Genomic DNA, 12,114 nt, shown 5'->3' on the forward strand with positions numbered 1-12,114 from the left:
TATATCCTCCTTTAGCATTCCGAGGTAAATGCCCCTCAGCTTTCATCGTTTATCCCGGGAAGAACAAGCTGCATCTCCTCCCATTGATTGGGTGCCAGCATAATTTCGCCAGCCGGATTGAATCCGCAGACCAACCAACTATCCGACGTTCCTTCTATGCGCTCAGGCACCAGCAACCGAACTTCGCCTGCCTGTCTTATTCGTACGCATGCGCTCCACTCCAGCGCTTTGCGAATCATATCTATACGAGTAGCTGCATGGTAAGACCTTAATTCTTTGAGCCACATGTTGGGCACTTCTGCAAGTCCCGGATACAAATCCTCGGTTCGCGGAATAGACCGCTCAATATCATAATACTGCACAGACTCTCTAGAGTAAATAAGCCCTTGCGTAACATCTTCTCCTTCTTGTTGCTTCGGGACATCCCCACACTCGCTTATTGATGCTGGATCCCGATCAGATCTCGGTGGATTGCATTTATTTTTTCCATCGTTTTCCCATTGTGCGATCCATTGTCTCAAGCTATATTCGACTAACTCGGGCAACCCGAATTTGGCATGCTTCCTTAATAAAGCAATCATCTCTTCTCCGCACCAGCCGGCATCAAGCGACTGTTGAACCCGTTCCTTTGACAACCGATAACGGCTCACTGTACCTGCTTGCTCCAGTTCTCCTAGATGCTCCAACAGCCATAACACTTGATAAGGAACACCCGGTGGGACAATAATCTCAAAATCCGGTTGAACGAAAATTGTCTCCTCTTGCAGTGAATATAAGGAAGCTTGTAGGTGTGCCTCGGAAGAAGTCATTGGAGCACAGTATCTAGTCAGCAGTTGTCCATTACGATCATGACCTAGCTCCATGTACCCCAACAAAGATAAGGGTTCCAGCCATTCGGCAACGATTCGTTCCTGCTGCACTAGCTCCTTCCCCATACCTAGCTGAGTATTCACACTATTAATAATACCCATTACCGAGAACCATTGACCTGGCGCAATCTCTTCGGAAAATGTGATCCAGTGACGCATACCTGGTATAGCCGGCATGAGCGATGTGATTAATTGATCATATAGAACACGGTTCATCTCCGACTCCGCCAAAGATAACCAGTCGTGAAGCTTATGTTTATTAAGTACATATCCTTCTTTGCGAAGCTCTAACAGTCCCTGTCGCAAACTCCCATCGAGTACAGCAGCAAAAGAAAAAGAATAAGTATCATCCCAAGTATATCGGACATGAAGTAACCGGATCTCGTTCTCTTCTATATGCAGCAGTCGATTCAGTTTTATCAGGTTCCTTTTGACTATGACTCCCTTCCTTGTAACCGGTAAGCCCTCTCGATCACAATAGGCGAGCAAGGTTAACAAGCGCGCGGAGGGAAGCGATCTTTCAAGTGTCAATGATTTAACTTCAAATGTATCCAGCTCATTGTTTTGTTCCAAGCACTCAGGAAATAACAGCTTGAGCCAGATCTTATAGGTATCCGTTGGCAGCATATACAACTGCTCGCCCCAGGACTTCCTTAGCGAGAATACGATCCCTTTACGGCAAAGTCTCATAAGGCCTACCTTAAGAGCCGCACCGGATAATTGCAGCCGGCCTTGTTTCAGAAGCTTGGTATCATCGAAAGGCTCACTGGCAAAAGCAGCAGCTATTAGGCATAATGTATGCCGTTCTGTATCCCGCAATGTCACAAGTATGGCCTGTAATCCCTCAGGAGAACAGAGAAGATACTCGAGCTCGCGATTCACTAGGCTCGATGATTCGGGAATTGCAGACAGCCATTGCTTATGGATATCCTGGGACAGAGCTTCGGGCAATTTGTGAACGAACAAGCCAACATTCATTGAACGGCATCTCCATCTATATTGTATGGTGCAGCAACTAAACTATTTGCATCGCGGATCTCATATCGATAGCCTTGCTCTACCAGGAAGAGCTGCCGATGGATCGAGAACTCCTGCTCTTTGGATTCATCCGACACTAGGGTATAAAAGAACGCTTCATTATCCGCCTTAGGCCGCAGAATACGTCCCAAACGTTGGGCCTCCTCCTGCCTGGAACCAAAGCTGCCTGATACTTGAATAGCTACACGCGCATCCGGCAGGTCGATGGCGAAGTTGGCCACCTTGGATACGACTAGTGTCGAGATTTCCCCCTCATTAAACTGCGCGTATAGACGATCTCTTTCCTCGTGCGGCATTTGGCCGTAAATCATAGGAGCCTCCAATTGCTCGGCAATGATTTTCAACTGATCGATATATTGTCCGATTACTAATGTCGGCTGTCGATCATGGCGTGCTAACAGCTCGCGAATGACTTCTAACTTGTTCGGATTCTCTCCTGCAATGCGGGACTTGTTCTTATTCTCTGCAGCCGTATAAGCCTCCCGAACAGAATCAGGCATGGATACCCTAAGCTCCGTGCATTGCACCTTAGCAATCCAACCCTCTCGTTCCAAATCTTTCCAACCCGCTTCGTACAGCTTGGGACCTACAAGTGAGAAGACATCCTTCTCACAGCCATCTTCTCTTACAAGTGTAGCGGTTAGTCCAAGTCTGCGGGTCGCCTGTATTTCGGCAGTTACACGAAATACCGGAGCCGGGAGGAGATGAACCTCGTCGTATATAATAAGCCCCCAGTCCCGCTCGTTGAACAATTTCATATGGGCAAACAAATCTTCTTTACGCACGCGATGGGTCAGGATTTGATAGGTCGCAATCGTTACAGGGCGGACTTCTTTCCGCTCCCCATTGTACTCGCCTACCTCTTCCTCGGTCAGATCGGTTTTGCTCAATATTTCTCTGCGCCATTGACGGACAGAAGCTACATTGGTCGTTAAGATGAGTGTTGCACATTGCAGTTTAGTCATGGCCGCAATGCCTACGACCGTTTTCCCTGCTCCGCATGGTAATACTACAACACCGCTGCCGCCGTGCTTCTCACCCTCTGTACACATAGCATCTACTGCTTTACGCTGATAATCTCTCAGTCGGAATGTCCTAATTCGGTCAATCTGACTGCTGCCGGCAACCCCCTCGTCATGTTCTGTCGAATCCAACTCACATTCCAACAGCTTCATAGGCAATGCTTCTCCGTCATGATAGCCAGCCAAATCGCTTACAGGGTAACCCAGCTTAATAAGCTCTTGTTTGATAAACCCTCTATAAGCCGGTACAATCTCAATCGTATTAGCATCCATGACCCCAACGAAAAAAGCTCTCGTTGACGTATAATGAGCCAATTCATTAATAACTGCAGGATCATCGGACATAAGCACCATCTCCCCGCTTCGGCGGGCGATTAACCTCACTAGCCCGTAACGGCCGACATAATGCCGAACAAGATTTTGCACTTGTCCTGGAACTTCCCACTTGCTATTTATCCTAAGCACATAAAGGATCTGATCAGCAGACATTCCCGTTGAAGCTGCATTCCATAAGGACAACGGGGTTAGCCGATATGTATGCAAATTCTCAGGCGCTTTCACTAACTCTGCAAATCTCGCCAGCTCTGCACTCATAGACTTGAATAAGGGATGATTCACTTCTAATAGTAAGGTGGAATCACTTTGAATTAGGAGCGGTTGTTCCGGGTCGTATTTCATGAGTAATTGCCTCCCTATATGGTCTTCATACTTCCTATTATGAAAAGAAGCCGTTAGATTTAAACGCCCTTTCCGGAATCGATATATTTGTGAGTGAATCGCCGCTCGGTTATAATAAAGCCAAAAACGAGGTGTGCCATGGTAATCCGATTTCTTCCGATCGTGCTCTTCCTTGCCTTCCTGACCGGATGCTCCGCAACAACCTCAACCATTCCTGCAGCGGAATCAGACGCTCAAGTACAGTCAATCCAGACTGCTTATCCGCCATTGCGTAATGCGCCGTGGACTTCTGCGGTAGTAGAGCGAGTTGTTGACGGTGATACGTTCGAAACGACGGGCGGGCTGAAGGTACGATTGATCGGTGTGAATACACCTGAGATTACGAACGGGAAGTCAGAAGCATATGGACAAGAGGCCAAAAATTTCACGCAAGCTAAATTAGTCGGACAAACCATTTATATGTTCCAGGATGCTGGACCAAAGGACAAATACGGTCGGCTTCTCCGATATGTGTTTATCCATTCCGAACCCATCATGTTCAATGAGCTATTGGTAGCAGAGGGCTACGCCAATACGATGACCATCCCGCCCAATGTTTTATATGCCGAATCCTTTGCAGCAATCGAGAGGAAAGCCAGAAGTCAGAACAAAGGGCTGTGGGGATCAACCGCTTCTTACTCACCTGCTGCATCTCCGGATGCTTCATGTAAATCACCCAAGATTAAAGGAAACATCAATACGAAGGGTGACAAAATTTATCACCTTCCTGGTGGTAAATCATATGAGTTAACGAAAGCAGAAGCGATGTTTTGCACAGAAAAAGAAGCGGAAGCAGCCGGATTCAGAAAAGCGGCACAATAAAATAGGGCTCTTCCCACGTCAATCCCGATTTATTGCAGCTCTTCATTTCACGGCTAAAAACCCGTTCTCGATAGAGATCGAGACGGGCTGCTGGAACGTCCATTGTTACTACGAACCGATTGTTTGAGCTGCATGCTCGGAGATTTCGCTTAAGGCTTCGCCAGCTTCATTTACGAATATTTCACGCACAGCCAAGTCACCAATTGCGACAACACCAATTAACTTTCCATTCTCGACAACAGGAAGGCGGCGGACTTTGCGGTTGGCCATAAGCTTCGCAGCCTCATCAACCGACAGATCAGGAGAAGCTGTAGTAACATCAGTAGACAACACTTCTTTGACTGCACCGGAACCGGAATGCTTATCCGCATATCCACGTATGACGAGGTCGCGGTCTGTTACTACTCCAATAAGCTGATCTCCATCTACCACTGGGATAAATCCGATGTCATGTTGCTTCATCTTAACCGCTATTTCATAAATATTGTCCTTAGGCGTTACCGTAACACAATCAGTGCTCATAATATCACGAATTGTTTTTTGCATGGAACGTATTTCCTCCCTTATGCTTAAATTTGCAAGATACTTAAATTAAATTGCCCTCATCCTTAGCAGACCATGCATAGGGACAAGTGGTAAAAGCCGCCACGGAATGTTAAGAACTATGCCTCTTTATAGGGTTGCACAAGTTAGGGAAACATACTATCATGAATAAAGACAATTGAACTACAGGAGGGTTTTAAAGGTGATTATTGAAAATACAGGACTTCGTTCCTTAAAGAGTGATTTAAGACATCTAGACGATGTTACAACCAAATTAGGTTTCGTTCGTTGGCAATGGGAATACTACCGCGCTACATATGACTTGAAGATTGAAGAAAAAGGCGCGGAATACTTCCTGCGTGTGAACACGCGTACAGTGGAAGGGAAGCTGGAGTCCCCTCATGCCATTCTCACTGTCGAAGATGCCTATCTTGGCAGAGCTACATTCCCGCATGGGCTTGATTATGAATCACCAGTACCCGCCGGGGTCGTAAAAATCGCCGAACAGAAGCTAAGCGAATTGAAAAAGCAACTGTCGGAATAAGGGGCGCGCCTTCATGCAGCCATCGCGCAGAGGAACGCCGGATTTCCTGCTTCTGCTGCTTACTTTTTTACTAGTTGGGTTTGGTTTAGTGATGGTATTCAGTGCCAGCTCTGCTATAGCCATCTCCTCCGAGGAATACAATTATAACGCCTTTTATTTTGTTAAAAAACAAGCCATTTTTGCCGTTCTCGGCACACTTGGCATGTTTTTTCTTATGAACGTTCCAATGCTCAAGCTCCGCCTGCTCCTTAAGCCTTATTTCATAGTCGTTATGATCATGCTGGTTCTAGTTCCGTTCATAGGCAATGAAGTAAACGGCGCCAGAAGCTGGTTCCAATTCCCTGGTTTCGGGATACAGCCTTCCGAGTTCGCTAAACTAGCGGTCATCTTGTATCTGGCCGGATTGATTTATCGAAAAGGGGATAAAATCAAGCAGTTCCGCAATGGACTTGCTCCTTCTGTCATTATTGTCGGAGTGGTTGCCTTTCTCATTATGCTTCAGCCGGATTTTGGCTCGATGTTCATCCTCGTGCTTACTGCATCACTTGTCATCGTTGTGGGCGGAGCTAACATGAAGCATATTATGGGTGCGGTTGCCGTGATCGGAGTTGTCGTAATCGGCGGCCTGCTCGTCTATGTACTATCTGCAGAATCACTAGGTTACAAGATGGACCGTATTACTTGTTATCTGGATCCTTGGTCAGATGTGCAAGGTCCTTGCTATCAGATTGTACAGTCCATGTATGCATTCGGCCACGGAGACCTTACAGGCGCCGGGATTGGGCAGAGCATTCAGAAGCTGCACTACTTGCCGGAGGCTCACAATGATTTCATTTTTGCCATTATTGGCGAAGAGCTTGGGTTCATTGGAAGTGTGATTTTTCTTCTATTCTACCTCGCTTTTATATGGCGCGGGTTATTAGTAGCTTTGCGCAGCACAGACACATTCGGGAACTTGGTTGGAATCGGAATTGTGGGATTGATCGGTATCCAGGCTTTTGTTAATATGGGCGGGGTAACGGGAGCGATTCCAATGACCGGGGTGACACTGCCTTTCATTAGCGCAGGAGGGTCTTCACTTGTTGTGATGATGAGCAGTATCGGCATTCTGCTTAGTATTTCAAGAGAGTATAACAAATCCGACAGACAGGACAAGCCTGAAAAGGATAAAAAAAGAAATAACGTGTATAAACGGTAAGGAGCTGTATGGGGTGAATGTGAAGATCAGGGATGCGATTGAACAGGATTTACCGTCCATGCTAGCCATCTATAACCATGCAATCGTTAACTTACCCGCTACTTTTGATCTTGAAAAGCAGAACCTCGAAGAGAGAAAAGGCTGGTTTCAGCAATTCGGCGACTACTACCCGCTCCTTGTTGCGGAATTAGACGGCCGCATCGCAGGCTATTGCTGCCTCTCAGCTTTCCGGACGAAACCAGCTTATTCTCGAACCGCAGAGCTCTCCGTCTATTTGGATCCAGAGTTCCATGGACAAGGGATTGGTTCCCTGTTAATGGCAGAAATTCTGCATATAGCCAAAGCTAGAGACTTTCACGTCATCGTGGCTGGAATTACTGGCGGCAACGAGACAAGTGTTAAGCTTCATGACAAATTTGGCTTTGAATTCGTCGGCTGCTTCAAAGAAGTCGGTTACAAGTTCAATGCCTGGCAAGATGTTTGGTTCTATCAGAAAATCATTAAACAAGCATAAACGGCTATGCCGTCCTATAAGGCGGCGTTCGTTTGGCGAAGAAATATCAGAAAAGAATGCATTTTTTATACTTTCTGATATTTTGAAAAAAGAGCAGGAGCATCAGCGGTAACCCCGCCGGCTCCTGCTCTTTCATTGCTAGCTGACTTATCTAATCCTTGCGACAGCATCTTCTGCTTCGTCCTCTTTGAAAGCTACGCCTTCAACCTTTACATTCACTTCGACTACGTTCAAACCTGTCATATTCTCAACTGTTTCTTTTACGTTTTCCTGTAGGTTTCGGCATACGTCCTGTATTTTGGAGCCATAATGAAGAATAACACGCAGATCAATCGCCGCTTCTAACTGACCTACTTCTACGGATACGCCTTTTTGCACATTTTTCCCGCTTAACCGCTTGGCTAACCCTTCTGAGATCCCGCCCGACATGGCGGCTATACCTGGAGTTTCCAACGCGGCCAGTCCGGCTATAGTGGCGACTACATCGTCAGAAATGCGAATAATACCAGTTCCAATTTCTGCGGACATCCTGCCTCACTCCTTCCACAATATAACTTCATTGTAATTTGTCTGGACGAGGAAAGCAACTTCCTAGAAGTGAACGTTTAAACAAGAAAAGAGATCACTTTTCATTTTGTTTCAATTCCAGTATATTAGAGTAAGTTATATAGAATAGGCAATATTTTACATAAGAGGAGTGCGTTCAAAATGAGACAAAAGTTGTTTTTCACTATTCTAATCGCTAGCTTTGCATTCAGCGGGATTGCCCATTACACAGGCATGTCTGCCATGCTTCAGCTAACCGTTTGCTGTATAGCGATTATATTTGCGGCTGGGTTTCTGGGCAAAGCTACGGAAGGTGTAGCTCATTATGCGGGAGAGCGTATAGGCGGATTTCTCAACGCTACATTCGGCAACGCTGCAGAGCTTATCATTGCAATCTTTCTCGTAAGAGATGGATTGTTCGATATGGTAAAGGCCAGTATTACGGGTTCCATCATGGGGAACTTGCTGTTGGTATTAGGTTTAAGCGTTTTTTTCGGCGGACTGAAGTTCCGGACACAGCATTTTAACGTAATGATGGCGGGTCACAATGCATCCCTTATGCTTCTTGCTGTTATTGCTCTGTTCATTCCCGCTATCTTCGCGAGAAGCTTGACGACAAGTGAGACAGATACATTCAGTATTATCGTGGCTTGTATCCTGATCGTTGCCTACATCCTGTGGCTAATATTCTCCATGGTAACCCATAAGGATGAGCTGTCTAATCCGACCGAACAGCCTGATCATCATGATATTGCCTGGTCCAGAAACAAATCCATTCTTTTCTTGATCCTTGCGACCGTAATGGTAGGCTTTACGAGTGAATGGCTGGTCGGTACATTAGATGAGTTTACTCATCGATTCGGATTGTCCGAGCTGTTCGTAGGAGCATTCCTGATTGCAATCGTCGGTAATGCTGCTGAACATAGCGCCGCTGTCTTCCTTGCACTTAAGAATAAGATCGGTGCGGCTGTAGAAATTGCAGTAGGCAGCAGCTTGCAAATCGCCCTCTTTGTCGCCCCTGTATTGGTCCTTGTGAGCTTTTTCATGGGCAATACGATGAATATTGTGTTCACTACTTATGAACTCGCTGGAATAGGCGTTTCTGCGTTCATAGCGAAGTCTATTTCCAAGGACGGCTCGACCAACTGGTATGAGGGTGTGTTGCTCTTAATCGTCTACATTATCTTGGGTATTGCATTCTTCCTGGTGTAAATAACCGCAAGCAAAAAAGAGTAACCTCGTCGAGGTTACTCTTTTTTAGATAATGCTAAAGCTTCGTATAAATACGCCAACTTGCGCTCCAACTCGCTTAAGATGGTTCTCCCGGCTGACTCCGCCAGAAGCCCTGCTCTTACTGCAAAGTCAATCTCACGCGAAAGTCCATACATCTGTGTATCCAGCACCTCTTCATAGAGAGGACATCTACGATTGGTTAAAGATTCCATTTGGATCTGAATCAGCTTCTCAATTTGATCCGCATCTTCCTGGAGAAGGGTAATGGCTTTCTGATTCAAACTTAACATCATTTCCGATGACGACATCAAATCTCCCCCTTTATCGGAAGCTTATCCTAACCTTATATGCTTATGATAGTCGAAAACGCCATATTACACAAGAGAAGATGCCTCTACTCCAACTATGATTAACGTACATTCGATTGTAAATGCTTCCACAAATTTAATCGTTTACACGGAGCTCCGTAACGCGAAGAAAGACACTCTCTAAAAGATGAGAATGTCTTCCTGTTTTCCTTAATCGTACTACACTTACTGCAGCCTACTCGGATACCACTTCAACTGCTAAATTATGCTTTACAAATACGTCAAGAATGGCTTTCTTAGCCTCATCAGCATCTGGTCCATGAACATGGAGCTGGTAAGTTCCTGTATCCAACAAAGTGGTGAACAGGCCCAGGATACTCTTCACGTCAATGAATTTGTTCTCAAGTTGAAGCACGATGGAAGAACGAAATTTGTTAGCTGTCTGGGAAATTTCGACGATCGCATTGTTGTTCGCTGTTGACATGGCTGATCCCTCCATGGAAGTGGAAATGAATCCACTTATAGTATAGTTTCTTCTATGATAACTTGGAAGCACGTTCCATGCAATCATAGAATTTCTTTTTTACTTTAAATTTTCCGGATTCAGTCCCTCAAGTTCAGGAATAACGAATAATCCATCCTTACGAATGAGCACATCATCGAAGTACACTTCCCCGCCGCCATATTCGGGACGTTGAATTAATACGATATCCCAATGAATCGCCGATCGATTCCCATTGTCGCAGTCTTCGTAAGCTTGGCCGGGTGTAAAGTGCAGACTGCCTGCAATTTTCTCATCAAATAAGGTGTCTTTCATCGGTTTCAGAATATAGGGATTGAAGCCAAGACTGAATTCTCCGATATACCTTGCACCTTCGTCCGTATCAAGCACTTCGTTCAATCTGGCCGTATCATTGCTCGTCGCTTCCACAATTTTGCCGTTTTCGAAGCGGAACATGATATTCTCGAACGTGAAGCCGCCGTATACACTTGGTGTGTTGTAGGTAAGAACACCATTCACAGATTCACGAACGGGAGCTGAGAATACCTCGCCATCTGGAATATTGCGCTCTCCTGAACACTTACGCCCCGGAAGACCCGCAATGGAAAAAGAAAGATCAGTGCCAGGACTCACAATTCGCACTTTATCAGTGCGAGCCATTAAATCCGCAAGAGGGTTCATAGCCAAATCCATTTTGGCATAATCCAAATTACATACATCGAAATAAAAGTTTTCGAATGCCTCTGTGCTCATGTTAGCTAACTGCGCCATAGAAGGGCTCGGGTAACGCAGCACAACCCATTTGGTCTTCTTCACACGCTGCTCCAAATGTACGGGTTTGTAATAAATCCTTTGGTACATTTCATTCTTGCTGCCGGGCACATCGGACATCTCATTCACGTTATCGCCAGAGCGCACTGCGATATAGCCGTCCATCTGCGACATCCTGTTCAGGTCAAGCTCCTTCCACAGCTCCAAGTGCTCTGTGGTGATTGAATTAAGCATAGAACGAAGGATGGACTTGTCGCTAAGCTCAACAAAAGGATAGCCGCCTTGTGCATGCACTTCTTCTATCAAACATTTGACAAGTTCACGTTCGGAACCAATCATCTCGATTAAAATTTTTTCACCTGGCTTTACTTTAACGGAATAATTAACTAAGTTACGAGCTAATGTTGTTAAACGCGGATCTCTCATCGTCGCACACATCTCCTTCATAGGAATTGAACCTACTTATTTTAACATGGATTTGCTAGCTGTAAACTCCATGCGTTGTTTATCAATGAAGTATGCTCATTGTCCGTTTCACTCTTGTTCAATCTCCAAATGAATAAGTTACTTGTGTGGTTTCTTCTTTACTCTTGCCTCCAACGGTGTAATGAGAAGTGGTATTCACTTGCATAGTTTTGGGAAGATTAGACTGTCGGTCAACCCCTATCACGTAAGTAGATTCGGCAGTCAAGCTGTTGCGCATCTCCTCTAGCCTTGCCCGAGCACCTGCTAAGTTTTTCTCGACCTCTCCATGCATCGCGGATGTTTGTTTGTCTGTTAGCTGCAGCTTCTGCTGCAATTCTTGCAGCTTGCGAACGGGGTCGAGCAACTCAATCTGTTTACCTAGCTCTTTCTTGATCATCTCCGATACTTGTGCTTGATCAGGCACAACGGATAAGATTGAGCCGGAAGTAGCTGGATCTCTTGCTGCTGTAATCTGTTTGTGCATAGTATTCAACCGCTCCAGATGGGCCATGGGGTTCCAACGGATCAATTGATCTGCGCTTTCACTTGCCGCGGAGCTCTCCGTTACAATCCATTGGTCCTGAGAACGGTTGAATACCACTGAAACGTCGGAGCTAGCTCGCTCTCTGGATTGGACTGCTGTCTTTGGATCATTTGCATTTAGGTTCACTGCTCCCTCTTTATCGGAGACAACCTGCATCATTAAATGATTATGACCCGTAACCATACCCTTAAAGGTCACTCCTTGTTGAGAAGGTAGTCCATTGAGCGCATACTGGGTTGTCCCGGCAAAGGCAAAATTATCTTTACCCGATAACCCTGCTACTGTGTTATCGAACAATTTATCCGGATCTGCATTCTGCAGTCCGCACCCTGATGTCATACTAATCATAATTCCCATGCTCAAAGACAACCACATCATGATACCCGGTTGTTTGCAGAATCTTGTAGATGGCATAGAAAAATCCCCCTTGTCATAATCGCTTAGCGTTAGCGTTTCCCAAGGGGGTAAGGATATACTG

At 45.7% G+C, this 12,114-nt stretch carries 13 protein-coding genes; 5 read left to right on the forward strand and 8 right to left on the reverse strand.

The features are described from left to right. Window positions 1-35: 35 nt before the first annotated feature. Together AC58QD_RS03130 and AC58QD_RS03135 are read right to left on the reverse strand one after the other, a co-directional pair. On the reverse strand, window positions 36-1,847 hold the full coding sequence (locus tag AC58QD_RS03130; RefSeq protein WP_497329880.1) for a helicase-associated domain-containing protein: 1,812 nt from the start codon (window positions 1,845-1,847) through the stop codon (window positions 36-38). Next, window positions 1,844-3,607 (reverse strand): DNA repair helicase XPB, encoded by a 1,764-nt coding sequence (locus tag AC58QD_RS03135; RefSeq protein WP_497329882.1) that lies wholly within the window; start codon window positions 3,605-3,607, stop codon window positions 1,844-1,846. The genes AC58QD_RS03130 and AC58QD_RS03135 overlap by 4 nt, the downstream gene beginning before the upstream one ends. A 138-nt stretch (window positions 3,608-3,745) precedes the next feature. Between AC58QD_RS03135 and AC58QD_RS03140 the strand changes: the two genes are divergently transcribed. Continuing rightward, window positions 3,746-4,468, forward strand: coding sequence for a thermonuclease family protein (locus AC58QD_RS03140; RefSeq protein WP_497329884.1), 723 nt, complete (start codon window positions 3,746-3,748; stop codon window positions 4,466-4,468). A gap of 108 nt (window positions 4,469-4,576) precedes the next feature. On the opposite strand, the gene AC58QD_RS03145 is transcribed toward AC58QD_RS03140, so the two are convergent. Further along, a complete protein-coding gene (locus AC58QD_RS03145; protein WP_497329886.1) occupies window positions 4,577-5,014 on the reverse strand; it encodes a CBS domain-containing protein in 438 nt (145 codons plus the stop codon). 199 nt (window positions 5,015-5,213) lie between these two features. Between AC58QD_RS03145 and AC58QD_RS03150 the strand changes: the two genes are divergently transcribed. The 3 genes from AC58QD_RS03150 to AC58QD_RS03160 are packed head-to-tail and all read left to right on the forward strand — an operon-like array spanning window position 5,214 to window position 7,267. Then, window positions 5,214-5,555, forward strand: coding sequence for a YugN family protein (locus AC58QD_RS03150; RefSeq protein WP_497329888.1), 342 nt, complete (start codon window positions 5,214-5,216; stop codon window positions 5,553-5,555). A 13-nt stretch (window positions 5,556-5,568) separates the two neighbouring features. Continuing rightward, window positions 5,569-6,753, forward strand: a complete 1,185-nt coding sequence (gene ftsW / locus AC58QD_RS03155) for a putative lipid II flippase FtsW (protein ID WP_497329890.1) — start codon at window positions 5,569-5,571, stop codon at window positions 6,751-6,753. Window positions 6,754-6,766: 13 nt separating this feature from the next. After that, the gene (locus tag AC58QD_RS03160) at window positions 6,767-7,267 is read left to right on the forward strand and encodes a GNAT family N-acetyltransferase (protein ID WP_497329892.1); all 501 of its coding nucleotides are present in this window, start codon (window positions 6,767-6,769) and stop codon (window positions 7,265-7,267) included. 147 nt (window positions 7,268-7,414) lie between these two features. Here AC58QD_RS03160 and AC58QD_RS03165 read toward each other — a convergent pair whose 3' ends face one another. Then, entirely contained in the window at window positions 7,415-7,795 is a 381-nt protein-coding gene (locus AC58QD_RS03165; RefSeq protein WP_497329894.1) for an Asp23/Gls24 family envelope stress response protein, read from the reverse strand. 180 nt (window positions 7,796-7,975) lie between these two features. Here AC58QD_RS03165 and cax point away from each other — a divergent pair, with 180 nt between their 5' ends. Beyond that, window positions 7,976-9,025, forward strand: coding sequence for a calcium/proton exchanger (gene cax / locus AC58QD_RS03170; RefSeq protein WP_497329896.1), 1,050 nt, complete (start codon window positions 7,976-7,978; stop codon window positions 9,023-9,025). 35 nt (window positions 9,026-9,060) lie between these two features. Here cax and AC58QD_RS03175 read toward each other — a convergent pair whose 3' ends face one another. The 4 genes from AC58QD_RS03175 to AC58QD_RS03190 form a co-directional block, all read right to left on the reverse strand. Continuing rightward, the gene (locus tag AC58QD_RS03175; RefSeq protein WP_497329898.1) at window positions 9,061-9,354 is read right to left on the reverse strand and encodes an Fpa/YlaN family protein; all 294 of its coding nucleotides are present in this window, start codon (window positions 9,352-9,354) and stop codon (window positions 9,061-9,063) included. Window positions 9,355-9,589: 235 nt separating this feature from the next. Continuing rightward, window positions 9,590-9,838, reverse strand: coding sequence for an HPr family phosphocarrier protein (locus tag AC58QD_RS03180; protein WP_497329900.1), 249 nt, complete (start codon window positions 9,836-9,838; stop codon window positions 9,590-9,592). Window positions 9,839-9,937: 99 nt separating this feature from the next. Then, the gene (locus tag AC58QD_RS03185; protein ID WP_497329902.1) at window positions 9,938-11,053 is read right to left on the reverse strand and encodes an aminopeptidase; all 1,116 of its coding nucleotides are present in this window, start codon (window positions 11,051-11,053) and stop codon (window positions 9,938-9,940) included. A 118-nt stretch (window positions 11,054-11,171) separates the two neighbouring features. Further along, window positions 11,172-12,050 (reverse strand): hypothetical protein, encoded by an 879-nt coding sequence (locus AC58QD_RS03190; RefSeq protein ID WP_497329904.1) that lies wholly within the window; start codon window positions 12,048-12,050, stop codon window positions 11,172-11,174. Between the last annotated feature and the right edge of the window lie 64 nt (window positions 12,051-12,114).

Source organism: Paenibacillus sp. J2R1T-4 (assembly GCF_059692235.1).